This window comes from Propionivibrio pelophilus DSM 12018, assembly GCF_059569095.1.
Window position 1 is genome coordinate 1 of sequence record NZ_JCANUT010000060.1, and the last position, 22,800, is coordinate 22,800.

25 protein-coding genes and 1 pseudogene are annotated in these 22,800 nt (G+C 62.0%); 18 read left to right on the top strand and 8 right to left on the bottom strand.

The genetic code is table 11. The features are described 5' to 3' along the window. The first annotated feature begins 171 nt into the window (after positions 1-171). The 9 genes from hypE to BO74_RS17740 all read left to right on the top strand — a co-directional run bounded on the left by hypE (position 172) and on the right by BO74_RS17740 (position 9,257). Entirely contained in the window at positions 172-1,194 is a 1,023-nt protein-coding gene (gene hypE, locus BO74_RS17700; protein ID WP_496444173.1) for a hydrogenase expression/formation protein HypE, read from the top strand. Between the two features lie 139 nt (positions 1,195-1,333). After that, complete coding sequence (locus BO74_RS17705; protein WP_496444175.1) at positions 1,334-1,864, top strand: NADH-quinone oxidoreductase subunit B family protein; 531 nt, start codon at positions 1,334-1,336, stop codon at positions 1,862-1,864. Positions 1,865-1,891: 27 nt separating this feature from the next. Further along, positions 1,892-3,319, top strand: a complete 1,428-nt coding sequence (locus BO74_RS17710; RefSeq protein ID WP_496444177.1) for a Ni/Fe hydrogenase subunit alpha — start codon at positions 1,892-1,894, stop codon at positions 3,317-3,319. A 2-nt stretch (positions 3,320-3,321) separates the two neighbouring features. After that, complete coding sequence (locus BO74_RS17715; protein WP_496444179.1) at positions 3,322-3,795, top strand: hydrogenase maturation protease; 474 nt, start codon at positions 3,322-3,324, stop codon at positions 3,793-3,795. Positions 3,796-3,854: 59 nt separating this feature from the next. Further along, positions 3,855-4,376: an NADH-quinone oxidoreductase subunit NuoE family protein gene (locus BO74_RS17720; RefSeq protein ID WP_496444181.1), complete on the top strand. Its 522-nt coding sequence runs from the start codon at positions 3,855-3,857 to the stop codon at positions 4,374-4,376. Next, on the top strand, positions 4,373-7,534 hold the full coding sequence (locus BO74_RS17725) for an NADH-ubiquinone oxidoreductase-F iron-sulfur binding region domain-containing protein (RefSeq protein WP_496444183.1): 3,162 nt from the start codon (positions 4,373-4,375) through the stop codon (positions 7,532-7,534). The genes BO74_RS17720 and BO74_RS17725 overlap by 4 nt, the downstream gene beginning before the upstream one ends. Positions 7,535-7,538: 4 nt before the next feature. Then, positions 7,539-8,249 (top strand): bidirectional hydrogenase complex protein HoxU, encoded by a 711-nt coding sequence (gene hoxU / locus BO74_RS17730; protein ID WP_496444185.1) that lies wholly within the window; start codon positions 7,539-7,541, stop codon positions 8,247-8,249. A gap of 23 nt (positions 8,250-8,272) precedes the next feature. Then, positions 8,273-8,668 (top strand): hypothetical protein, encoded by a 396-nt coding sequence (locus tag BO74_RS17735; protein ID WP_496444187.1) that lies wholly within the window; start codon positions 8,273-8,275, stop codon positions 8,666-8,668. Between the two features lie 76 nt (positions 8,669-8,744). Next, positions 8,745-9,257 carry a DUF1993 domain-containing protein gene (locus BO74_RS17740; protein ID WP_496444189.1) on the top strand — a complete coding sequence of 171 codons (513 nt, stop codon included), beginning with the start codon at positions 8,745-8,747 and terminating at the stop codon, positions 9,255-9,257. A 220-nt stretch (positions 9,258-9,477) separates the two neighbouring features. On the opposite strand, the pseudogene BO74_RS17745 reads toward BO74_RS17740, so the two are convergent. The 7 genes and pseudogenes from BO74_RS17745 to BO74_RS17775 form a co-directional block, all read right to left on the bottom strand. Next, positions 9,478-9,726, bottom strand: a pseudogene (locus tag BO74_RS17745) (transposase); the annotation flags it as partial. Between the two features lie 86 nt (positions 9,727-9,812). Then, positions 9,813-10,262, bottom strand: a complete 450-nt coding sequence (locus BO74_RS17750) for a GNAT family N-acetyltransferase (RefSeq protein WP_496444191.1) — start codon at positions 10,260-10,262, stop codon at positions 9,813-9,815. 2 nt (positions 10,263-10,264) lie between these two features. After that, on the bottom strand, positions 10,265-11,335 hold the full coding sequence (modC, locus tag BO74_RS17755; RefSeq protein ID WP_496444193.1) for a molybdenum ABC transporter ATP-binding protein: 1,071 nt from the start codon (positions 11,333-11,335) through the stop codon (positions 10,265-10,267). Position 11,336: 1 nt separating this feature from the next. Then, complete coding sequence (modB, locus tag BO74_RS17760; protein ID WP_496444195.1) at positions 11,337-12,014, bottom strand: molybdate ABC transporter permease subunit; 678 nt, start codon at positions 12,012-12,014, stop codon at positions 11,337-11,339. Between the two features lie 13 nt (positions 12,015-12,027). Further along, positions 12,028-12,771 carry a molybdate ABC transporter substrate-binding protein gene (gene modA / locus BO74_RS17765; protein ID WP_496444197.1) on the bottom strand — a complete coding sequence of 248 codons (744 nt, stop codon included), beginning with the start codon at positions 12,769-12,771 and terminating at the stop codon, positions 12,028-12,030. Between the two features lie 16 nt (positions 12,772-12,787). Next, positions 12,788-13,582, bottom strand: coding sequence for a TOBE domain-containing protein (locus BO74_RS17770; protein ID WP_496444199.1), 795 nt, complete (start codon positions 13,580-13,582; stop codon positions 12,788-12,790). Between the two features lie 104 nt (positions 13,583-13,686). Continuing rightward, positions 13,687-14,247 (bottom strand): nitrogen fixation protein NifQ, encoded by a 561-nt coding sequence (locus BO74_RS17775; protein WP_496444200.1) that lies wholly within the window; start codon positions 14,245-14,247, stop codon positions 13,687-13,689. 228 nt (positions 14,248-14,475) lie between these two features. Between BO74_RS17775 and nifE the strand changes: the two genes are divergently transcribed. The 9 genes from nifE to BO74_RS17820 all read left to right on the top strand — a co-directional run bounded on the left by nifE (position 14,476) and on the right by BO74_RS17820 (position 22,506). After that, a complete protein-coding gene (nifE, locus tag BO74_RS17780; protein WP_496444202.1) occupies positions 14,476-15,891 on the top strand; it encodes a nitrogenase iron-molybdenum cofactor biosynthesis protein NifE in 1,416 nt (471 codons plus the stop codon). Positions 15,892-16,011: 120 nt separating this feature from the next. Continuing rightward, the gene (gene nifN / locus BO74_RS17785; RefSeq protein ID WP_496444204.1) at positions 16,012-17,406 is read left to right on the top strand and encodes a nitrogenase iron-molybdenum cofactor biosynthesis protein NifN; all 1,395 of its coding nucleotides are present in this window, start codon (positions 16,012-16,014) and stop codon (positions 17,404-17,406) included. A gap of 13 nt (positions 17,407-17,419) precedes the next feature. After that, positions 17,420-17,836 (top strand): NifB/NifX family molybdenum-iron cluster-binding protein, encoded by a 417-nt coding sequence (locus tag BO74_RS17790; RefSeq protein ID WP_496444206.1) that lies wholly within the window; start codon positions 17,420-17,422, stop codon positions 17,834-17,836. After that, complete coding sequence (locus tag BO74_RS17795) at positions 17,833-18,291, top strand: SoxR reducing system RseC family protein (RefSeq protein ID WP_496444208.1); 459 nt, start codon at positions 17,833-17,835, stop codon at positions 18,289-18,291. Before BO74_RS17790 ends, BO74_RS17795 begins: the two co-directional genes overlap by 4 nt. Further along, positions 18,288-18,761, top strand: coding sequence for a NifX-associated nitrogen fixation protein (locus tag BO74_RS17800; RefSeq protein ID WP_496444210.1), 474 nt, complete (start codon positions 18,288-18,290; stop codon positions 18,759-18,761). Before BO74_RS17795 ends, BO74_RS17800 begins: the two co-directional genes overlap by 4 nt. 28 nt (positions 18,762-18,789) lie before the next feature. Next, positions 18,790-19,089: a ferredoxin III, nif-specific gene (fdxB, locus tag BO74_RS17805; RefSeq protein ID WP_496444212.1), complete on the top strand. Its 300-nt coding sequence runs from the start codon at positions 18,790-18,792 to the stop codon at positions 19,087-19,089. A 79-nt stretch (positions 19,090-19,168) separates the two neighbouring features. Continuing rightward, a complete protein-coding gene (gene nifU, locus BO74_RS17810; protein WP_496444214.1) occupies positions 19,169-20,128 on the top strand; it encodes a Fe-S cluster assembly protein NifU in 960 nt (319 codons plus the stop codon). Positions 20,129-20,131: 3 nt separating this feature from the next. Next, complete coding sequence (nifS, locus tag BO74_RS17815) at positions 20,132-21,337, top strand: cysteine desulfurase NifS (protein ID WP_496444216.1); 1,206 nt, start codon at positions 20,132-20,134, stop codon at positions 21,335-21,337. A gap of 398 nt (positions 21,338-21,735) precedes the next feature. Further along, a complete protein-coding gene (locus BO74_RS17820) occupies positions 21,736-22,506 on the top strand; it encodes a hypothetical protein (RefSeq protein WP_496444218.1) in 771 nt (256 codons plus the stop codon). A gap of 25 nt (positions 22,507-22,531) precedes the next feature. Here BO74_RS17820 and BO74_RS17825 read toward each other — a convergent pair. Next, positions 22,532-22,800, bottom strand: a 269-nt coding sequence (locus tag BO74_RS17825; RefSeq protein WP_496444220.1) for an IS3 family transposase, incomplete at its 5' end; no start/stop codon positions are given.

A 22,800-nucleotide genomic window follows, 5' to 3' on the forward strand; every position in this document is an offset into this window, starting at 1 on the left:
CTTCGTTCCACACACAGGTCGGATATACGGTCGCAGTCGCACCCATTTGCCCTATCTCAACTCGCTCTTGCAAAACGGGAGGAGTCCATATACGGAATCCAGGCTTTCGGAGCACAAACTGGATCCCGGCCTGCGCCGGGATGACGTAGCGCTCGCCTCGGAGACAAGAGCATGAAACTCGACTTGGCGCACGGACGCGTCGAAATGGCCCACGGCAGCGGCGGTCGCGCCATGGCCAACCTGATCGAGGAGTTGTTCGCCAAGGCGCTTGGAAACGCGTATCTGGCGCAGGGCGACGACGGGGCGGTGCTGCCGCCGGCGGCAGGTCGGCTGGTGATGTCGACCGACAGCCATGTCGTTTCGCCGCTGTTCTTTCCCGGCGGCGATATCGGCAGCCTGGCGGTGCATGGCACGGTCAACGACGTGGCGGTGATGGGCGCGAAGCCGCTCTACCTCTCGGCCGCGTTTGTTCTCGAAGAAGGTTTGCCGCTGGCCGATCTGCAGCGCATCGTCGAATCGATGGCGCGCGCAGCGGCCGACGCGGGCGTGCTGGTCGTGACCGGCGACACCAAGGTGGTGGAGAAGGGCAAGGGCGATGGGGTGTTCATTACCACCACCGGGGTCGGCATGATTCGCGAGGGCGTCGAATTGTCCGGGAACCGGGCCCGGCCGGGCGACGTCGTGTTGCTTTCCGGCGCCATCGGCGAGCACGGGATGGCGATCCTCTCCCGCCGCGAGGGGCTGAGTTTCGACTCGCCGATCGTCTCTGATTCGGCGCCGCTCAACGGATTGGTCGAAGCGATGCTCGACACCGGCGCCGACGTACGAGCGTTGCGCGATCCCACGCGCGGCGGCCTGGCGACGACGCTCAACGAACTGGCGAAGCAATCCGGCGTGGGCATGCAGCTTGATGAAGCTGCGGTGCCGGTCAAGCCGGTGGTGGCCGCCGCGTGCGAGTTTCTGGGGCTGGATCCGTTCTACATCGCCAACGAAGGCAAGCTGGTTGCCGTCTGTGCGCCGCAGGATGCCGACCGCCTGTTGGCGGCGATGCGCACTCATCCACTCGGACGGGACGCGGCGATCATCGGCGAAGTCGTCGAGGATCGGCACGGCTTCGTGCAGATGACCACCCGCTTGGGGGGCCAGCGCATTCTCGACTGGCTTTCGGGCGAGCCGCTGCCGCGTATTTGCTGAGTTTCAGGGGTCGTATTTGCGTTGTATTCAGGGCCGCCATTTCCTATGCTGGTAAAGGGTTTCGAGGTCCGGTCGGCTACAAAAACAACAAGATAGAGCGCATACCGGCTGACCGGAAAAAAGTACGGGGGAGGGGGGCATGAACAAGATACGCATCGCCACCGTCTGGCTGGACGGCTGCTCGGGGTGCCATATGTCGTTTCTCGACATGGATGAACGTCTGCTCGCGGTGGCCGAGAAGATCGATCTCGTCTACAGCCCGCTGGTCGATGCCAAGGAATTTCCGGAGAACGTCGATCTGACGATCGTCGAAGGGGCCGTTAGCAGCGAGGACGATCTGCACAAGATCAAACTGGTTCGGTCGCGCACCAAGCTGTTGATGGCACTTGGCGACTGTGCGGTGACCAGCAACGTGCCCGGAATGCGCAACTACTTCAAGCGCGACGAACTGCTGCGCCGGGCGTACGTGGAGAATGCCTCGGCCAATCCGGGGATTCCGACCGAGGTAATTCCAACGTTGCTGCCGAAATCGAAACCGGTCCACGAATTCGTCAAAGTCGATATTTTTGTCCCCGGTTGCCCGCCGCACGCGGAGATCATCTTCAGCGCGGTGGCCGCCTTGCTCGAAGGGCGCATGCCGGAATTGGAACCTCGGGCACGTTTCGGCTGAAATTTGGCGAAGATCAGGGGAGGCGCCATGACCCAAACCATCACCATCGATCCGGTCACCCGTATCGAGGGGCATTCGAAGATCACCATCAAGCTCGACGATGACGGGCAGGTCGACGTCGCCCGCCTGCACATCACGCAATTCCGCGGTTTCGAGAAGTTCACCGAGGGACGGCCCTACCAGGAGATGCCGTCGCTGACCGCCCGCACCTGCGGCATTTGCCCGATCAGCCACCTGCTCGCTTCGGCCAAGGCTTGCGACGACCTGATGGCGGTGACGATCCCGGCGTCGGCCGCGATGCTTCGGCGCGTCATCAACTTCGGGCAACTGATCCAGTCGCATGCGCTGAGCTTCTTCCACCTCAGTTCGCCGGACCTGCTGCTAGGCATGGATTCCGACCCGGCGAACCGGCACATCCTCGGCGTGGCGGCGAAATTTCCGGAACTGGCCAAGGACGGTATCTGGCTGCGCAAGTTCGGCCAGCAGATGATCGAACGGCTGAGCGGCAAGCGCATCCATCCGGCGTGGATCGTCCCGGGTGGCGTCGCCAGCCCGCTGGGCGAAGCGGCGCGTGACGAAATCCTTGCTGAATTGCCGCAGGCACTGGCCATTGCCCGCAAGACGCTCGACTGGTTCAAGCCGGTTATTGGCAACTTCCAGGCCGAGATCGACAGCTTCGCCAACTTCCCGAGCATGTTCCTCGGGCTCGTCGGGCCGGACGGAGCGATCGAGCACTACGACGGCCATCTGCGTGTCGTCGATGCGCAACGGAAGATTGTTGTCGACAAGATCGAGGCCAGGGACTACGCGACGTACATCGGCGAGGCTGTCGAGCCGGACAGTTATCTGAAATCGCCGTACTACAAACCGATCGGCTACCCCGAGGGGCTGTACCGCGTCGGTCCGCTGGCGCGCCTCAACGTCTGTGAACGGATGGGCACGCCGCTGGCTGAAGAGGAACTCGCCGATTTCCGTGCGCTACAGCCCGAGGGAGCGGTGCTGAGTTCATTCCACTTCCACTACGCGCGGCTCGTCGAGATCCTCTACGCACTGGAGCGTGTCACCGAACTGCTGGCGTCGCCGGAGATCCTGAGTCAGGACGTACGCGCGATCGCCGGACCGAACAAGCGGGAAGGTGTCGGCATCTCCGAGGCGCCGCGCGGCACGCTGATCCACAACTACCGGATCGACGGCAATGGCCTGATTGCGTGGGCCAACCTGATCATCGCTACCGGGCACAACAACCTGGCCATGAACCAAGGGATCACGCAGGTGGCCAAGCGCTTCGTCGATGGCAAAAAACTCGCCGAGGGCGCCCTCAACCGCGTCGAGGCGGTGATCCGCTGCTACGACCCGTGCCTGAGCTGTTCGACGCACGCGCTTGGGGACATGCCGTTGCGCATCGAGTTGTTCGATGCGTCGGGCGCGTTGCTGGACGCTCGCGAACGGGGCTGAGCATGGGCCAGCGACTGCCTACGGTGTCGCCGACGACGCTGGTCATCGGTTACGGCAACGATCTGCGCAGCGATGACGCGGCCGGGGTGCGGGCGGCCGGCCTGCTTGCCGAGCATCACCGGGAGCATCGCACCATCGTCGTGCGGCAACTCACGCCGGAGCTGGCGGCCGACATCGCGATGGCTGACTGCGTGGTGTTCCTCGACGCCTATCCGGCCGATCAGCGCAGTGCCTCGCTTCGCGTCGAGCGGGTTCGCGAGGATGGCGAAGTTCACGACTCGGCGCTTGGTCACCATCACGATCCGGCGAGCCTTGTCCGGTTGTCCCGCTACCTGTTCGGCACGGCGCCGGAAGCCTGGGTGGTCGGCATCCCGGCCTTCAGCTTCGATGTCGGCGAGTCGGTATCGCCCGCGACGTCGTACTGGGTCGACGAGGCGGTAGGACTGGTCGAGGGGAGCGCGTTTTTCCGGGAATGACGGAACGAAGCCGCGCTTTTGTCCAAGCAAATGCGCGGTGAAAGGAAAGGGGACCGAAAATGCAAGCAGCAGACAACACGCCTCTCCCGAACGAGATCATCGACGACATCATCGCCCGGCATCCGGAGAAGACCGGCGACGTGCTGAGCGTGCTGGAGGAAATCCAGCAGGCGCATCCGCTCAAGTACCTGCCGCGCGCGACGCTGGACTACGTGGCCTGCCAGATGGGTGTGTCGCGCTCGCAGGTGCTCAGCGTCGCCACCTTCTATTCGTTTTTCAATCTGGCGCCGCAAGGGCGGCACACCGTTACCGTTTGTCGCGGCACGGCTTGCCACACGCGCGGCTCGAAGCAGTTGCTCGATTCGCTGAAGGCGGGCGCCGGCTTCCGCGAGGATGAAGAAGCTGGCGCGGCGACGTCGTTTACCACCCCGGATTTCGGGATGACCATTCGCACCGTCGCGTGCTTCGGCCAGTGCGCGCTGGCGCCGGTCGCGGCGATCGACCACGAGATCTACGGGCACGTCAGCGACTTCAAGCTGAAGAAGCTCGTTTCGGCCATTGATAAAGGGACCGCATCATGAGAATCCACGATCTCGACGGCCTGCACGACATCCGTCGCACGGGGTTGATGAAACTCCAGCCGGGCAAGCCGCGCATTGGCGTCGGCATGGGCACCTGCGGCATGGGCAATGGCGCCCGGGAGGTGTTTCTGGCGCTGGAAAAGGAACTCGAAAAGCAGGGTGTCGACGCGCAACTCACACCGGTCGGCTGCTTCGGCTTCTGCGCCGCCGAGCCGCTGGTGAATGTGCATGTGCCGGGCTTTCCGCTCGTCGTGCTCGGTGAGGTCAAACCCGACGATGTCGCCGCCATCGTCCAGACCATCGCCTCGCGCCAGCCGCCACTGGAAAAAGCCCTTTGCAAAATCGAGGAGTGGGATCACCTGACCGGGCACGTGATGTACGGCCGCGGTTTGCCGGAGGTGCCGTACTGGAACGAGATCCCGTTCTTCAAGGGACAGAAGAAGATCGTGCTGCGCAACTGCGGCCTGATCAATCCCGAGGACATCGAGGAGTACATCGCCGTTGGCGGTTACCACGCCTTTTACCAGGCGACGCAGAAGCCGAACGTCACCGAGATCATCGAGGAAGTGAAGAAATCGAAGCTGCGCGGTCGCGGCGGTGCTGGCTATCCGACCGGCGTGAAATGGGACCTGCTGAGCAAGGCAGTGGCCGACCAGAAATACATCATCTGCAATGCGGACGAGGGCGACCCCGGCGCGTACATGAACCGCAACGAGATCGAGAGCGACCCGCACATGCTCATCGAGGGCATGCTGATCGGTGCTTTCGCCATGGGCGCCAGCGAGGGAATCGTCTATCTGCGCGCCGAATACCCGCTCGCCGTGCAGCGTCTGAAGCGCGCCGTGGCCGAGGCGCGCGAATTCGGGCTGATTGGCGATAACGTGCTGGGGACCAGCTTCTGCTTCGACATCAAGTTGGTAGAGGGAGCAGGGGCTTTCGTCTGCGGCGAGGAAACCGCGATGATCGAATCGCTCGAAGGCCGCGCCGGGCGTCCGCGCCCGCGTCCGCCATTCCCTGCGCAGAAGGGCCTGTGGGGAAAGCCGACGAACATCAACAATGTCGAGACCTGGTGCAACGTTCCCGTCATTGTCGCGAGGGGCGGGGCCTGGTTCAGCGAGATCGGCACGGCGCAGAGCTCGGGCACCAAGGTCTTTTCGTTGGTCGGGAAGATCCGGAATACGGGACTCGTCGAACTGCCACTCGGCACGCCGTTGAAGAACGTCATCTACGACATCGGGCAGGGGGCGCCGGGCGGAAAGCGCGTCAAGGCGCTGCAGTCGGGCGGACCGTCGGGCGGTTGCATCCCGGCGGAGAATTTCGACGTGACGATCGACTACGAGTCGCTGGCGCAGATCGGCGCGATCATGGGGTCGGGTGGCATGGTGGTGATGGACGAAGACAACTGCATGGTCGACGTCGCCCGCTACTTCGTCGAATTCACCCATTCCGAGTCCTGCGGCAAGTGCATTCCGTGCCGTGCCGGCCTCGATCAGGCGCTGCGTATCCTGAAGAAGATCACTGCCGGCCAGGCCGAGGAAGCGGACATCCAGCACCTTGAGGAACTCGGGCAGATGATCAAGGAAATGTCGCTGTGCGGACTCGGCCAGACGGCGCCGAATCCGGTGCTGACGACGCTGCGCTACTTCCGCCACGAGTACGAGGAACACCTTCGCGCTCGCCGCTGCCGGGCGGGGGTCTGCGAGGATCTGTTCCTCTCGCCGTGCGAGAACTCGTGCCCGCTGCACATGCGCATCCCGCAATTCCTCGAACTGACGAAGGAAGGGCGCATCGCCGACGCGGCCGAGATGATCTGGCTCGATAACCCGCTGCCTGGCTCGACCGGGCGCATCTGCCAGCATCCGTGCGAGAGCCAGTGCCGGCGCAAGACTGTCGATGCGCCGCTCAACATGCGGGAGGTGCATCGTTTCATCTCGGATCGGGTCTTTGGCGGGTCGCTGCTTGACGAAGTGAAAATACGGCTTGCCGGTCGGCGGATGAGCCCGACCGGGAAGAAGATCGCCATCGTTGGTGCCGGCCCATCCGGACTCGCCGCGGGGTTCTACCTCGCGCTGCTTGGCCATGATGTGACGATCCACGAGGCGCGCGAGGAAGCCGGCGGCATGTTGCTTTATTCGTTGCCGCAGTACCGCCTGCCCAAGGACATGCTGCGCCAGGAACTGGAAGTCATCGCCGGTCTCGGCGTGACGTTCCGCTTCGGCCAGAAGCTCGGTGCCGGCGTCTCGCTCGACGTGCTCGAAGCCGAGAACGACGCGGTCTTTCTTGCCACCGGTACCTGGAAGGCGATGAGCGCCGGGATCACCGGCGAGGAATCGCCGAGCGTGTGGCACGCGATCCACTTCCTCGAACAGGTAGCGCGCGGCGAGCCGACGCATATCGGGCAGAAGGTCGTCGTCATCGGCGGTGGCAACGCGGCAGTCGATTCGGCGCGCACCGCGCTGCGCCTCGGCTGCGAAGTGACCATCGCCTATCGCCGCGAGCGGCAGGACATGCCGGCGATCGCCGAGGAAGTCACTGACGCCGAAGCCGAAGGTGTCAGGTTGCAGTTCCTCGTTGCGCCACAGCGCGTGATCACCGACAAGCGCGGCCGCGTCACCGGCATCGAACTGATGCGCACCAAGCTCGGCGACTACGCGCTAGACGGGCGGCGGCGGCCGGTGTCGACCAGCGAGAAGATCATCGTGCCCTGCGACAACATCATCCTGGCCATCGGCGAGCGGCCGGACGCCGAGCCGCTGCGCCGCTTCGGCATCCACGTGCGCGAGAACGACACGGCGGCGGCCGACTGGGTGACGTACGAAACCAATCGGCCGCGGGTTTTCGCCGGCGGCGACCTTGTGACCGGAGCATCGAACGTCTCCTCGACGATGGCTACGGGCAAGGCCGCCGCGCGGGCGATCGACCACATCCTGACAGGGCAGGATCGATTGCCGACCCTGCTCGGCACCTTCGATGTGGCACAGGCCGTTCCACCCGAGCCGGAGGGCGGCGCCCGCAACGTTTCCGAAGAACTGCCCGCGGTGCAGCGCCGGGCCGATTTCGCGGAAGTCATGCGCGGTTTGACGCAGGCGCAGGCCGTTGCGGAAAGCAGTCGCTGCCTGCGCTGCGATGTCCGCGAAACCTGTTCGGCGAAGGAGTGAGGCGATGCCGAAAACCATTACGCTGAAGATTGCCGGTACCGAGATCAAGGCCGATGAGGGCAGCACGATCCTCGACGTGGCACGGGCCAACGAGATCTTCATTCCGACCCTTTGCAGCTTCAAGGGACTCTCGAACGTCGGCGCTTGTCGCCTGTGCATGGTCGAGGTACGCGGCGTGCCGCGCCTGCTGCCGGCCTGCGCGACGACTATCGTCGAGGGAATGGACGTGACCGTCGACTCGCCGAAAGTGGCCAAGTACCGCAAGATGATCCTGGAGTTGCTGCTTGCCGAGCGAAACCACATCTGCGCGGTCTGCGTATCGAACGGGCATTGCGAACTGCAGGCGCTGGCGCAGCGGCTGGGCGTGCATCACACGCGCTATCCGTATCGTTACCCGCGCCTGAAGGTCGATGCGTCGCACGCGCGCTTCAACTATGACCCGAACCGCTGCGTGCTGTGCACCCGCTGCATGCGGGCGTGCGAGGAAGTGGAGGGGGCTAGGACGTGGAACGTCATGGGACGTGGCATCAACTCGGTGATGGTCACCGACCTGCATCAGCCGTGGGGCCAGTCGCCCTCCTGTACGTCGTGCAGCAAGTGCGTGCACGTTTGCCCGACCGGTGCCCTTAGCGACAAAGGATGTGCTGTCGGCGAGATGGTGCCGCGCGAGAACGTGTTTACCTATCTGAAGTCGATGCGCTACAGCGGCCGGTGAACTGGAAGATGAAAGGGGGTGCCATGCATCGGGAAATCGCGGCCATCTGCCTCGCAGTGATCTGCTCGTCGCCGCTGGCGGAGGATGCGGTGCTTGCATGGCAGGCCTACAACGGCCTTATTTACGTCACCGGCGGCGTTGGCGAGGATGAGCTCGAGGAAATCAATGCCGCCCGAAGCGGGTTCAACGTGCGCGTTCTGCTGGCCGAAAAGTCTGGCGCCTACGTGACCGGCGTTCGCGTCGTAGTCAGCGAAGCGAGCGGCACGAAAGTGCTCGAGGTCGAAAGCGCCGGGCCGTACCTGCTGGCGAAATTGCCCGAGGGCAATTACCGGATCTCAGTGACTTACGTTGGCCAGGCTCAGCAGCAGGATTTCGTGGTGCAAGCGGGGAGAGCACAGGAGTTCGTTTTCCGCTGGTAGCCGCCCGGATTTGCTGGCGCTCCTGTCTGGGCCTATAGTGCCTTCGCTTTCATCATCCCAGGACAGGAGAAAGATCATGACCATCTCGATGTATCAAGCCAGCGTTCCCGTCTTCGTGCGCATGCTGCGCAATCTCTCGGCGATTCTGGACAAGGGGCTGGCGCATGCCGAGGCGCGGAAGATCGCTCCCGGCGTCCTGCCTGGACTGCGCCTGATCGCCGACATGTTCCCGTTGAGCAAGCAGGTGCAGATCGCCACCGACCACGCCAAGGGCTGCGTCGCTCGCCTGGCCGGGGTCGAAGTGCCGAAGTACGAGGACAACGAGCAGACGCTCGAGGACCTCAAGGCGCGCATCGCCCGGACGATCGCCTTCGTCGAATCGTTCTCGCCCGATCAGATCGACGGTACCGAAGAGCGCGACATCGCCTTCACGCTCGGCAGCTACGACCTCAAGTTCAAGGGCATGGACTACCTCGTTGGCTTCGCTGTGCCGAATTTCTATTTCCACATGGTGACGGCGTACAACATCCTGCGCGAGAACGGCGTCGATATCGGCAAGCGCGATTTTCTCGCCAAGGACGCGAAATGATCCCTCCCTGGCGTGGTTCCGGATGTGATGGTCGGTATCAGAATATGTAATTGGACATCACCTTTTCGGCTTCCTACCATCCGGTACGTTGTTTCGTTGTCTTGAAAAACTACCGGAGGGGAATCCATGAAAAAAGTCGTCAGGACGTTGTGTGCCGTATTGGTGGCCACGAGCTTTGCAGGTATTTCGCAGGCGCAAACGGCATCCAAAAAGCTTGTAGTGTATTGTAGAGCGCATCTTCAATGCCTTCGTCTGACAACCCAAAGCATTGCTGCGCCACGTACATGCGTAGCATCCGGGAGAGTCCAATCGGCGGACGCCCACACCCGCCGTTGCTCGGATAGAACGGGATAAGCGTACGTTCCAGTTCGGCCCACGGAGTGATCGCCTCAATCTCGGCCAGAAATCGGTCGCGTCGCGTGACTTTCCTCTTCGCCGCGTATTCCAGTTCGGAAAAACTCGATTGCATCTCGATTACCCCAAGCATCAAATCAAGCCATGATAATTCCATTAGCATAAACTGGCCTGGCGGCGAATAAATCAGTGTTTCCCTAGTTAAACCGTCTTGCGCAGCACCCGCATTGCTGAATACTCAAACCCGAGCCTCTCGTAGAACGCCAGCGCCGACACATTGTCCTTGTCGGCGAGCAGGGTGACGCGCGGCAGTCCTTTGGCGGTAGACCAAGTCAAAATGTGATCGATGAGCTTGCGGCCCAGGCCAGCGCCGCGATGTGCGGCGTTGATAATCAGATCTTCGAGCAGCACGACCCGCCGTCCTTCGGCGGTGCTGACGGTGAACAGTGCGTTGGCCATGCCGGCTACCTTCCCATCCACGCGCAGTACAAAGAGCTGTCCGATGGCGGGTGTGTCGAGTATCAGGCGCAGGCCGGCGAGCTGTTTGTGGCGCTCGGGCTTGAAGTCGCTTTCAAGTGTGAACAGTTCGGCGAGCAGGTCGGCCATGGGCTCCAGGTCATCTGCGGAGGCTAAATCAATGGTGGCGTTCATTCCTATCCAATCAGGGCAACGGCTTTGATGTGCGCCCAAAGAGCCATGCCGGGGTGAATGTCGAGTTGGGCGGCGGAGCGTTTGGTGAGGCGGGCGATCAATGGCGTTTCTCCGACATCAAGCCGGACCAGCGCCAGTGCCGGGTGTGTGTCATCGGCGATGGCTATGACACGAGCAGGGAGGGCGTTGAGAATGCTCGTGTCCTCTCCCTTGTCATGTGACAGGCTGACGTCGCGAGCCAGAATACGTACGCGGGCGTGATGACCGAGCGGCATGGCGTTGTCGCGCACCCACAGGTGGCCGCCGGCGAAGTCGACGCGGATGAGATGCCAGCGTGCGTCGCGTTCGGCGACTGCTGCCTCGATGACTACGCCGGCATCCTCGCCGAGCTGAATCGGCAGGTCGAGTCGTGCCAGCGTTTCGCTCAGCGGGCCGTCGGCCAGCACCTTGCCGCCTTCCATCGCCACGATGTGGTCGGCGAGGCGTGCCACCTCGTCGGGCGAATGGCTGACGTAGAGCACCGGGATATCCAGTTCGTCGTGCAGGCGTTCGAGGTAGGGCAGGATTTCCTGCTTGCGCTTCAGGTCGAGCGCTGCCAGTGGCTCATCCATCAGCAGCAGCCGCGGGCTGACGGCCAGGGCACGGGCGATGCCGACACGCTGGCGTTCCCCTCCTGAGAGGCGATCGGGTTTGCGGTCGAGCAGAGGGGCGATACCGAGGAGCTCTATTGCGTGATCGAGACTGACACGCTGCGGGTCGCGCAAGCGCTTCATGCCATAGCGCAGGTTGCCGAGTACGGAGAGATGCGGAAAGAGACTGGCCTCCTGAAAGACATAGCCGATCGGGCGGCGATGCGTCGGCACCCATTGCCGGTCGTTCTGCCAGACCTCGCCGTTCACCGTCAGCCGTCCCTCGCGGGGGCGTTCGAGGCCGGCGATGCAGCGCAGCAGCGTGGTCTTGCCGGAACCCGAGTGGCCGAACAGTGCGGTGACACCGCGGCCCGGCAGTGTCAGGTCGACGTCGAGGGTGAAACCCGGCCAGTCGAGGTGGAAGCGGGCGTTGATTCCGGTCATCTCAGGCTCCCTTCTTTGCATCGGGCCGCCAGGCGTAGAGCGTCAGCAGCACAAGGAACGAGAAGACCAGCATCACCGCCGAGAGACGGTGCGCCGAGGCGTATTCCAGCGCCTCGACATGGTCGTAGATCTGTACCGAGGCGACGCGCGTAACGCCCGGGAGGTTGCCACCGATCATCAGCACGACGCCGAATTCGCCGACGGTGTGGGCGAACGTGAGGATCGAGGCGGTCAGGAAGCCGGGCAGTGCCAGCGGGGCGGCAACAGTGAAGAAGGCGTCGAGCGGCGAGGCGCGCAGCGTCGCGGCGACTTCCAGCGGCCGCTCGCCGATGCCCTCGAACGCCGTTTGCAGGGGCTGCACCATGAACGGCAGTGAATAGAATACGGACGCGACGACCAGTCCCCAGAACGTGAAGGGCAGGCGTCCGAGCCCCAGCGCTTCCGTGAACTGGCCGACCGGGCCATGCGGCCCCATCGCCAGCAGCAGGTAGAAGCCGAGGACCGAGGGCGGCAGTACCAGCGGCAGGGCGACGACGGCGCCGACCGGACCTTTCAGCCACGTCCTGGTGCGTGCCAGCCACCAGGCGATGGGCGTGCCGATGAGCAACAGGATGACCGTGACGATCGACGCCAGCCGCACGGTCAGCCAGATGGCCTGCAGTTCGCTATCCGAGAGCATGGTGCTTTCCTGCTCAGCGCGCGTAGCCGAAGGACTTGATCACTGTCGCGGCCTTGTCGCTGCGCAGGTAGTTCATCAGGGCGTCGGCCGCCGGCTTTCCCTTGCCCTTGTCGAGCAACACGGCATCCTGACGAATCGGCTGGTGCAGGCCGGACGGAACGACCCACGCCGAGCCTTCGGCGATCTTGCCGTCCTTCATTACCTGCGACAGCGCGATGAAGCCCAGTTCGGCGTTGCCGGTGGCGACGAACTGATGGGTCTGGGCAATGTTCTCACCCTGTACGAATTTGGGCTGGATCGCGTCGAGGAGCTTGAGTGCCGTCAGTGTTTCGATGGTGGCGGCACCGTAGGGGGCGAGCTTGGGATTGGCGAGGGCGACGTGCTTGAACGCCCCTTTCTTCAATATCTCGCCCTTGTCGTCAACGAAGCCTTTCTGCGACGACCACAACACCAGCTTGCCGATGGCGTAGGTGAAACGGCTGCCCGCGATGCCAGCGCCTTCATTTTCCAGTTTCGTCGGTGTGGTTTCGTCGGCGGCCAGCAGGATCTCGAACGGCGCGCCGTTCCTGATCTGCGCGTAGAGCTTGCCCGTCGATCCGAAGGCCAGCAGCGCCTTGTGGCCGGTTTCCTTCTCGAATTCGGCGGCGATTTTCTGCATCGGCGCGGTGAAATTGGCGGCGACGGCGACCTGAACTTCGTCTGCATTGGCGGCAGCCGACGTGATGATTGCGAGGGCGAGGAGCGTTTTCCTGAGCATGATTTTTTCCTTTTGTTTAGGCGCCGACGGCGAGAATGACGTGGGAGGCCTTGATCAGTGCGCAGGCGCGCTTGCCTTCCTTGAGACCGAGTTCGTGGATGCTTTCGTTGGTGACGGTGGCCACTACGAGCTTGCCGCCCGGCAGTTCGATCACCACTTCGCTGTTGATCGCGCCTTCCTGGCAACGGACGACGGTTCCGCACAGCCGGTTGCGGGCGCTGGTCTTTAGCGAATCGTCGGTGGTGACGATGATCCACGGTGCCTTGACGAGAGCATAGGCCTCCATGCCTTCGGTCAGGGCGAGGTGTTCGGCGCTGTCGTGAGTGATGACGGCGGCCAGTTCGTCGCCACCGCCGATGTCGAGAATTACCTCGGCGTTGATCGGGCCGTGCCTGACTGATTTGACCTTGCCGAGAAACTGGTTGCGCGCACTTGTCTTCATGTCGAATCTCCGGATGAGTTGGTAGTACTGTTCGAAGTCATCCATGATCTGCCCCAGCGCCGCCAATACTCTCTCCCGTTCCTTTTCCAGGCGCCGATAGGCCGTGAGAACACGCCGGCCATACGGCGTCAGGCGGGTGCCGCCGCCGTGCTTGCCCCCTGTCTGTCGTTCCACGACGGGCTGTTCGGACAGGTTGTTCATGCCCTCGACGGCTTGCCAGGCCGCCTTGTAGCTCATGCCCATGGCGCTGGCGGCGGTAGAGATCGATCCGGACGCGTCGATGCGTTCGAGCAGTTCCAGGTGGTCCCAGCGCTTTCCGCGCGCAAGCAGCGGGGTGGGAGGTTTGGTCGCGGCAGATGGGGCGTTCATGTTGTCATCTTCCAGTTCGTGCGGTTTGTCGTTATTACCACACACTACATAACGCTAGCAATATAAATGCCCGACAAGACGACGGGAATGGATATGGGTGTCGCTCAGGCGTCTTCCGGGCCGAAACAGATCCGGTAATCGCAACATTCCGTGCAGTTCGGCGACTTGCAAATGAGCACGCCCGAACGTTCGCACAGCTGGCGGTAGAAGAACTTCTTCCACTTCATGTCCTTGTGGTTCAGCGCCGCAAGGGATGGGAAGTGTTTTTGCATCAATGCACTGAGTACCTTGCGGTTCGGCAGGCCCATGTCCTGCCACAAATGGTTTTCGCCCATCGCCGCCGTGGCGATGGCGTGGACGAGCCAGACTTCCATTTCCTGTCCCGTGGCCCGGTGATCGAGCAGCAAGTCGACGAGGTCCACGAATTCGTCGTACTCGAACAAGGCCAGTTCCTTCTCGCCGGGCTTGCCGTTGCGGCAGTCAAGGCCGGGGAAATAGGAGTCGACCAGCGTGCGGAAGCCATCCTCGTTCAGTCCGCGGATCAGGGGCTGGCGGCGGGCAAGCAGGGATTGCACGATGACGCCGGCGAAAGCCTGCGTGGCGGGATCCTCAGGGTGGCGGGCGAGTGCCAGGGGAGGGGGGCTGAGATCGGTCGCGATGTTCATGAAGCTTCCTCGTCAGGTGGCGGCGGTGGTCTCTATCTAGCAAGACTCTTTCCATGTGCGAAAGCGCCAGTTTTCGGTGCGACGATGTTGTGTTCGCGACAAATCAGAAGACGGAGTTGCTGTGCTCTGTCGCGATCGCCACAAAAGAACAGCGCGACGAGGCAGGAAAACAAGGGCTTCAAGGCGTGGCACAGCGATTGCATAGGGTAGGGCGAAAGGACGCCCACCATGAGAACCAGCGACATCGCCCTGCTGATTGATGAACCTGCCTGCGCCAACAACGCGAACAAGGCCAAGGGCGGCTGCACGCGCCCGAAGCCTGGCGCCACCGCGGGCGGTTGCCCCTTTGATGGCGCGCAGATCACCCTGTTTCCGATTGCCGACGTGGCGCACATCGTCCACGGGCCGATCGCCTGCACCGGTGACTCGTGGGATAACCGCGGCACCCGCACGACCGGCCCCGCGTTCTACCGTCTGGGGATGACCACCGACCTGTCCGAGCAGGACATCGTGATGGGGCGCAACGAGAAGAAACTTTTCCATGCGATCAAGCAGGCGATCGATACGTATTCACCTGCCGCGGTTTTCGTCTACGCGACCTGCGTCACGGCAATGATCGGCGAGGACCTGCCGGCACTGTGCAAGGATGCAGCCGCGCGTTGGGGCGTGCCGGTGATTCCGGTCGATGCCGCCGGCTTCTACGGCTCCAAGAAACTTGGCGACCGGATTGCCGGGCAGACGATGTTCGACCATGTCATCGGCACACGCGAACCGGATCCCGTTCCCGAATCGGCGCAACGCCCCGGCATCAAGGTGCACGACGTGGCGATGATCGCCGAATACAACATCCGCGGCGAGCTCTGGCATGTCGCGCCGCTGTTCGATGAGCTTGGGCTTCGTATCATCGGTTCGCTGTCGGGCGATGCGCGTTTCCGCGAGGTGCAGACGATGCACCGGGCCAAGGCGTCGATGGTGGTGTGCTCGAACGCATTGCTCAATGTCGCGCGCCAGTTGCAAGAGAAGTGGGGTATCCGGTATTTCGAAGGCAGTTTCTACGGGGTGACGGATACCTCCAACGCCTTGCGCGAGTTTGCCCGCCTGCTCGGTGATGCGGACTTGAGCGCACGTACCGAAGCTCTGATCGCCCGCGAGGAAGCCAACGCCCACGCGCAACTTGCGCCCTGGCGCGAGCGCCTCGCCGGCAAGCGTGCGTTGCTCTACACCGGCGGTGTCAAGTCGTGGTCGATCATCTCGGCGTTGCGCGATCTCGGAATGGACGTCGTCGCCACCGGCGTTCGCAAGTCGACCGAGGATGACAAGGAGCGCATCCGCGATCTGCTCGGCGAAGAGGCTCACATGATCGAGGACGGCAATCCAGCCGGCCTGCTCAAGGTTTACAACGAAAAAGGCGCCGACGTGCTGATCGCCGGCGGACGCAACCTCTACACCGCGATGAAGGCGCGCATTCCGTTCCTCGATGTGAACCAGGAGCGCGAATACGCCTACGCCGGTTACGCCGGCATGCAGGAGATGGCTAAGCAACTCACACTGACGATCGAGAGCCCGGTCTGGCCGGCGGTGCGCAAGCCGGCGCCATGGGCGGCGGGCAGGATCGCCGGCGAAGCGGTTGGAGGGATGCGATGACACCATTTCTTTCGTCATCCCGGCGCAGGCCGGGATCCAGTCCGTGCTCCGGAAACCTGGATTCCGGCTTCCGCCGGAATGACGGGTTGTCCGGAATCGGTCTTGTCCGAGGAAAACAACATGGCTGAAATCATCCGCACTCCCAAACCACTGACCGTCAGTCCGCTCAAGGCGAGCCAGGCGATCGGCGCCGCGCTGGCCTTCCTCGGCATGCGCAACAGTTTGCCGATGCTCCATGGCGCGCAAGGCTGCACCGCCTTCGGCAAGGTCTTTTTCGTGCGTCATTTCCGCGAGCCGATTCCGCTGCAGACGACGGCAATGGATCAGATCGCGACGGTGATGAACGCCGACGAGAACGTTATCGTCGGCCTCAAGACGATTTGCGAGAAGAACAAGCCGGATGTGATCGGCTTGCCGACGACAGGTCTTTCTGAAACACAGGGTACGGATATCCACCGTCTCGTGCGGGAGTTCCGTGCCAAGTATCCGGAATATGCCGCAACCGCGGTCATCCCGGTAAATACGCCCGATTTCGCCGGCTGCTTCGAGAGCGGCTTTGCGCTGGCGCTCGAGGCGATCATCGACACGCTCGTTCCTGAAACACGGCATGTGGGGCGGCGGCATCGTCAGGTCAACGTGCTGGCGTCTTCGATGCTGACGCCGGGAGACATCGAGGCGATCAAGGAGTGGATCGAGGCCTTCGGGCTGCGTCCGGTGGTCGTGCCCGATATAGGCGACTCGCTGGACGGGCACCTGATCGACAAACAGCATTCAGCGGTGACGCTTGGCGGTTCCCCGTTGGCGGAAATCGCAGCGATGGGCGAATCTATCGCTACCTTGGCCGTCGGTCGTTCGATCGGCGCGGCCGCGGACCGGCTCGAGGCGCGTACCAGCGTGCCGACTTATCGCTTCGATCACCTGATCGGTCTCGACGCCAGTGACCGGTTTACCCAGACTCTGGCCGACATCTCCGGCGTGGCTGTACCCGCCAAGATCGAGCGGCACCGTGCCCAGTTGCAGGACGCGATGGTCGATACGCACTTCATGACCGGCTTCATGCGTGTGGCGTTGGGACTTGAACCGGATCTGCTCAAGGGGCTCTCCGACCTGTTCGTGAGTATGGGTGCGAAGGTGGTGTCGGCAGTGGCCCCGGCGCGGGCAGGTGTGCTTGAAAGCGTGCTGTGCGAGGCGGTCCGGATCGGCGATCTGGATGACCTCGAGAAGGACGCGGCCGCGAATGGCGCGCAGTTGCTGGTGAGCAATTCGCACGGCGTCGAGGTTGCCAATCGCTTGGGTGTTTCGCTGTTGCGTGCCGGTTTTCCGCTGTACGACCAAGTCGGCGGGTACGCGCGCGGCTGGTCCGGTTACCGCTTGGCGCGGCAAGCCTTGTTCGATATCGCTAACCTTTTCTTGGGGCAGCACCATGACATTCCTGCCTACCGATCCATCTACAGATCCGACGACGTGTCCGCATCCGTGCGGTCGCAAGCTGGCGCTGGCGTGGTCTGCCACTGACGAGGTGCCGAGCGTGCTCAAAGTCGCTTTCGCCACCTCGGATCGTGTCACGGTCGATCAGCACTTCGGCGCTTCGGTTGGATTCGCCATCTACGCGGTCGATGGTGAGCGCGCGAAGCTGGTGGAGGTCGTGGAATTCCCTGAAGAAGCGATGGACGGCAACGAGAACAAGCTGGCCGAAAAAATCATCGCGCTCAGCGGCTGTGCCGCAACGTACTGCCTGGCGGTGGGTGGTTCCGCGGTACGGCAACTCCTGGTCGCAGGGGTTCAACCAATCCGGCTGGAAGAAGAGACGGACATCGAATCCTTGCTGGAAGACCTGCGCCGTTCCGTGCGGGAAGGCGGCGTCAGCTGGGTCGAAAAAGCCTTGCGTCGCGACACCGATGAATCGCGTTTCGACCGGATGGCCGAAGAAGGGTGGGAAGAATGAATACCTGTATCGAACGTGTCGGTGTCGTGGTCGGCGTCGAAACCCGGCGAGGGGAAACCACCGCGCGGGTGCGGTTGGAGGCGGTCGCGGCCTGCTCTGGCTGCGGCTCAAGGCAGTCGTGTTCTGCGGGCGACGCGAAAGGGCAACTTGTTTCAGTTCGACTGGATGGTCCGGTGACTCCCGGTGATCCGATTACTCTGACTATGCCGGAGTCCTCTATTGCCTTGGCTGCACTGCTTGGCTACCTGTTGCCGGCGGTCGGGATTGTTCTCGGAGCCGTTATTGCGGGCGCCATTTTCGAGAGCGATGCAGCCGCGGTTGTCGGGACTGTCGTTGGCCTAGTTTCGGGTGTCCTCGTGGCGCGTTCGCTTTCCCGCTCATCGTTCGGGCAGCGCGTCACGCCGTCGGTTTGCCCGCCTGTTCAACCCATCAACCTGTCCGGAGACTTTTCATGAGCCCGACCTCCCTTGCCGCCGCGAGCGCCGATCCGATCCTTGAGACTGATTTCATCCGCGAGATGATGCGTCAGATGCGCGCGCTCGACAGTTATGGCCAGTACGACGGCCAGCCGGCGGCCAGCCTCCTCGAACCGTTTGTCCTGACCAGGGAGCGGAAGGCCGCGATTCCGGTCATCGGCGACCCGGACGAGATCACCGTGGCGTGCATCAAGGCGTTCTACAACGGCATCGCCGTGATGATCGAGAAGGAATGCGGGCTGATGGCGGTCACTTTGGTGCATCTGAGTCACGAAGGCTTCGGGCGCGTGCTGATCACCGTCGGCAAGCTGGTGGTACTCGATCGCACCTTGCGTGACGCCCACCGCTTCGGCTTCGACAGCCTGTCGAAGATGAAGAACGAGGCCGACAAGCACCTGGCCGTGGCGCTGGAAATCATTGGCAAGTATCCCGACGTGGCGGGACTCTGACTGAATTTTTTGAGTGAAAGGAAAGCAAATGGAACCGATTACTGGTCTGACCCTGAACGGCACCGCCTGGACACCGGAATTTGTCACTGAACTGGACCCGAAAAAGTGCATCGGCTGCGGCCGCTGCTACAAGGTCTGCCCGCGTGACGTGCTCGATCTGATCGACCGCGGCGAGGAAATGGAGCTTGAGGACGAGGATTACGACGAGGACGACACCGCCTCCGTGATGACCCTCAAGAACCCCGGCGACTGTATCGGCTGCGGTGCCTGTGGCCGTGTCTGTCCGAAGGCTTGTTACGCCTACTCGGCGATGCCGGTGCAGGCGTAGTACGTATCAGCAGTAAGAACGGGCCATGTTCCCTTGGCTCGCTATCTTGTGAATTGACCAGGATCAAAGGAGCAGCATCATGTGGGATTACACCGAAAAAGTCCGCGAACATTTCTTCAATCCGCGCAACGCCGGACCGCTGGACGGCGCCAATGCCGTTGGCGATGTCGGCTCGATCCAGTGCGGCGACGCACTGCGTCTGATGTTGAAAGTGGATCCCGCGAGCGAGCGTATTCTCGAAGCGCATTTTCAGACCTTCGGTTGCGGTTCGGCGATCGCTTCGTCGTCGGCGCTGACCGAGATCGTCAAGGGGATGACCCTCGACGAGGCGCTGCGGGTGTCGAACCAGCAGATCGCCGATTATCTCGATGGCCTGCCGCCTGAGAAGATGCACTGTTCGGTGATGGGGCGCGAGGCCCTGCAGGCCGCCATCGCCAACTACCGCGGCGAAACATGGGTGGATGACCATGAGGAGGGCGCGATGGTCTGCAAGTGCTTCGCCGTCGATTCGGTGTTGATCGAGGATGTCGTGCGCGCCAACAGCCTGACGACGGTCGAACAGGTGACGCACTACACCAAGGCCGGCGGCGGCTGTTGCAGTTGCCACGAGGGTATCGAGGAAATCCTCGCCAATGTCTCGGCCGAACGTTGCACCGCGCCGATGCCGCCTGCGCTGGCCGATGCGCCGAGGCCGACCGCTCAGCCCATTACGTTTCATTCGTCGTCTTCCGCTACGGTCGCGAAAATCGAGGAGCCTGTTGTGCCAGCGGCGAAGCCGCGTCTGACCAATTTCCAGCGCATGCGCAAGATCGAGGAGACGATCGAGGAGATCCGTCCGATGCTGCAGCGCGATCACGGTGATATCGAAGTGGTGGAGATCGACGGCAAGAACATCTACGTGAATCTGAAAGGCGCGTGCCAAGGCTGCATGATGGAGCAGGCCACGCTCTCCGGCATCCAGGCGCAGCTTGTCGACGCGCTCGGTGAATTCGTCCAACTGCTGCCGGCGGCATTGCTGGCGATGCCGGCGCGGAGGTGAGCGATGAAACCGATCTATCTCGACAACAATGCGACGACGGCCTGCGACCCGGCCGTGGTCGAAGCGATGCTGCCGTATTTCACCGAACAGTTCGGCAACGCGTCGTCGATGCACAGTTTCGGCAACAAGGTGGCGCAGGGGCTGAAGGAAGCCCGCGTCGCCGTGCAGAAACTGCTCGGCGCGGAATTCGACTCGGAAATCATCTTCACCTCGTGTGGCACTGAATCCGACTCGACGGCGATCCTCTCGGCGCTCAAGGCACAACCGGAACGCAAGCAGATCATCACTACCGTGGTCGAGCATCCGGCGATCCTGGCGTTGTGCGAGTACCTGGAGAAAGAAGGTACGGTGGTCCATCGCCTGAAGGTGGACAAGAAGGGCCGGCTGGACATGGACGAGTACAAGTCGCTGCTCTCGCCACGTACCGCGATTGTGTCTGTCATGTGGGCCAACAACGAGACGGGGACGCTGTTCCCGGTCGAGGAAATGGCCCGGATGGCACGCGCGGTGGGCGCCATGTTCCACACCGACGCCGTGCAGGCGGTCGGCAAGGTGCCGATCGACCTGAAGAACAGCAAGATCGACATGCTTTCGCTCTCGGGGCACAAACTGCACGCGCCCAAGGGCATCGGCGTTCTCTATCTGCGGCGTAACACGCGTTTTCGCCCTTTGCTGCGCGGCGGCCATCAGGAACGCGGCCGGCGCGCCGGCACCGAGAACTCGGCGTCGATCATTGGCCTCGGCAAGGCGGCCGAACTGGCGCTGGAGCACATGGTGTTCGAGAACAGCGAAGTGAGGCGTCTGCGCGACAAGCTCGAAGCCGGCATCCTCGCGCAGGTGCCGCACGCCTTCGTTACCGGCGATCCGGCTAACCGCCTGCCGAACACGGCGAACATCGCCTTCGAGTACGTCGAGGGAGAGGCGATCCTGTTGCTGCTCAACAAGCAGGGTATTGCCGCATCGAGCGGATCAGCGTGCACCTCCGGTTCACTCGAACCCTCGCACGTCATGCGCGCCATGGGTATCCCCTACACCGCGGCACATGGCACGATCCGCTTTTCGCTGTCGCGCTACAACACGGAAGCGGAGATCGATCGCGTCGTTGCCGCCGTGCCACCGATCATCGCCCAGTTGCGCAAGCTGTCCCCATACTGGCAGGAAAGCGGTCCGGCGGAGGCGGCTCAGGCGTTTTCCCCGGCATACGCCTGAAACGGCCAGGCGGCAATCGCTCGCGGCGATTCGCGATCGGTTGCCGCGTCGTTCTCACGATTTGTTGGCGTTTTCCCCACAAATACCATATCGGTAGTCTTATCGTGTTACTAAACGTATAGGTAATCCCTCGATATTGAGTGCTATGGGTGGGATGATGGCATAGTGCAAGTGCAATATCGGTAGTGTATGCGGTACTATTAGTTTCCGCATTACTATTGAGGTGTCACTCCTTTGCCTCTGTATTTTTGTTTTTCGGGTTTGAAAAAGAGCTCGGCCTGGGCTCGGGCAGGCGAAGCCGAACGAGCCAGGAGACAAGCGAAGCGCGGCAGATGCGGAGCAATGGCGGCTTTCGCAACGTACGCAGTGTCTGAGCCTCTGCGCTGGTTGGTCGTGAAATGGACCACACGGTAGTTCAGGCCGGCGTCGTTCGTGATGAGCACGGAGTTGAGTGTTCGATTCCAGTGATTCTCACAGACCAAGGGCCGTTGATTCCCTTGGTCGACTACATGTTGATTTCGTTGCACTCCAGAAGTCATGCGTGGCGCAGCAAACTCGCGCAGGCAGTCAGCTTGCTGATTCAGTATCTATCGGCCAACGAGGAATGCTTTGCGACGCCACATGAGGCCTTCTCGGCTTTCGTGGGTCGGCTAGTTAATGGAACGGTCGACGAAGACGGCTATGATCGCTCCGGGTTGTATTGGGATACGAAAAATCCCAGGCTTGCGAATCAGCTTGTCCAATACCTGAATGATTTTACTGACTGGATGGCCGGGAGGTACGGAGCGGTCCAAATCAACGCTTGGCGACAGGCGACCGAGGTTGAGCAGATACGAGCTTGGGCCAAGTGGTCCCGGAAAAAAGACCGCGCGTTTTTGGCTCACGCCATGTCCAGAAAGAAAGCGGCGACCACGATCAAGATGGCGCGTGCGGTGAGTATGGCAGTTACCCCGGTTTTTGATCGGGAGCCAGTGAAGAATTTTCCAGAAGATCGGATTGGTGATTTGCTTTGGAAAGGCTTCATTGTTCCGGGCAAGCAGAATAGTCCACGACCAGAAGAACGCATCAATCTGCGCGACATTCTGATTGTGCTACTGATGCGCTACGGTGGTCTTCGAATTTCAGAAACCTTGCACCTATACGTTCAGGATGTTGTTCCTGTGAGGTAGGTCGTCAACCGTAGAGTCCAACGGGTTAAGCGGCTATCTGTTTTGCATGGTATTGCTGGGTGAATTGTGCCGGCGACAGATAGCCCAGTCTCGCCTGCTTACGAATTCGGTTGTAGAAGATTTCAATGTACTCGGTGATTTCCTGCCGGGCCTGTGTGCGCGTAGTAAAGCGCCTGTGATGCACCAACTCGTTTTTCAGGGAACCCCAGAAACTCTCCATCGGCGCGTTGTCCCAACAATTGCCCTTGCGGCTCATGGAAGCTTGCATGCCGAATTGTTGCAGTTGCTTTCGAT

Bases quoted from the DNA above. Each gene is read 5' to 3' on its own strand.
- hypE (WP_496444173.1), top strand. From the start codon at position 172: ATGAAACTCGACTTGGCGCACGGACGCGTCGAAATGGCCCACGGCAGC.
- BO74_RS17705 (WP_496444175.1), top strand. From the start codon at position 1,334: ATGAACAAGATACGCATCGCCACCGTCTGGCTGGACGGCTGCTCGGGG.
- BO74_RS17710 (WP_496444177.1), top strand. From the start codon at position 1,892: ATGACCCAAACCATCACCATCGATCCGGTCACCCGTATCGAGGGGCAT.
- BO74_RS17715 (WP_496444179.1), top strand. From the start codon at position 3,322: ATGGGCCAGCGACTGCCTACGGTGTCGCCGACGACGCTGGTCATCGGT.
- BO74_RS17720 (WP_496444181.1), top strand. From the start codon at position 3,855: ATGCAAGCAGCAGACAACACGCCTCTCCCGAACGAGATCATCGACGAC.
- BO74_RS17725 (WP_496444183.1), top strand. From the start codon at position 4,373: ATGAGAATCCACGATCTCGACGGCCTGCACGACATCCGTCGCACGGGG.
- hoxU (WP_496444185.1), top strand. From the start codon at position 7,539: ATGCCGAAAACCATTACGCTGAAGATTGCCGGTACCGAGATCAAGGCC.
- BO74_RS17735 (WP_496444187.1), top strand. From the start codon at position 8,273: ATGCATCGGGAAATCGCGGCCATCTGCCTCGCAGTGATCTGCTCGTCG.
- BO74_RS17740 (WP_496444189.1), top strand. From the start codon at position 8,745: ATGACCATCTCGATGTATCAAGCCAGCGTTCCCGTCTTCGTGCGCATG.
- BO74_RS17750 (WP_496444191.1), bottom strand. From the start codon at position 10,262: ATGAACGCCACCATTGATTTAGCCTCCGCAGATGACCTGGAGCCCATG.
- modC (WP_496444193.1), bottom strand. From the start codon at position 11,335: ATGACCGGAATCAACGCCCGCTTCCACCTCGACTGGCCGGGTTTCACC.
- modB (WP_496444195.1), bottom strand. From the start codon at position 12,014: ATGCTCTCGGATAGCGAACTGCAGGCCATCTGGCTGACCGTGCGGCTG.
- modA (WP_496444197.1), bottom strand. From the start codon at position 12,771: ATGCTCAGGAAAACGCTCCTCGCCCTCGCAATCATCACGTCGGCTGCC.
- BO74_RS17770 (WP_496444199.1), bottom strand. From the start codon at position 13,582: ATGAACGCCCCATCTGCCGCGACCAAACCTCCCACCCCGCTGCTTGCG.
- BO74_RS17775 (WP_496444200.1), bottom strand. From the start codon at position 14,247: ATGAACATCGCGACCGATCTCAGCCCCCCTCCCCTGGCACTCGCCCGC.
- nifE (WP_496444202.1), top strand. From the start codon at position 14,476: ATGAGAACCAGCGACATCGCCCTGCTGATTGATGAACCTGCCTGCGCC.
- nifN (WP_496444204.1), top strand. From the start codon at position 16,012: ATGGCTGAAATCATCCGCACTCCCAAACCACTGACCGTCAGTCCGCTC.
- BO74_RS17795 (WP_496444208.1), top strand. From the start codon at position 17,833: ATGAATACCTGTATCGAACGTGTCGGTGTCGTGGTCGGCGTCGAAACC.
- BO74_RS17800 (WP_496444210.1), top strand. From the start codon at position 18,288: ATGAGCCCGACCTCCCTTGCCGCCGCGAGCGCCGATCCGATCCTTGAG.
- fdxB (WP_496444212.1), top strand. From the start codon at position 18,790: ATGGAACCGATTACTGGTCTGACCCTGAACGGCACCGCCTGGACACCG.
- nifU (WP_496444214.1), top strand. From the start codon at position 19,169: ATGTGGGATTACACCGAAAAAGTCCGCGAACATTTCTTCAATCCGCGC.
- nifS (WP_496444216.1), top strand. From the start codon at position 20,132: ATGAAACCGATCTATCTCGACAACAATGCGACGACGGCCTGCGACCCG.
- BO74_RS17820 (WP_496444218.1), top strand. From the start codon at position 21,736: ATGGACCACACGGTAGTTCAGGCCGGCGTCGTTCGTGATGAGCACGGA.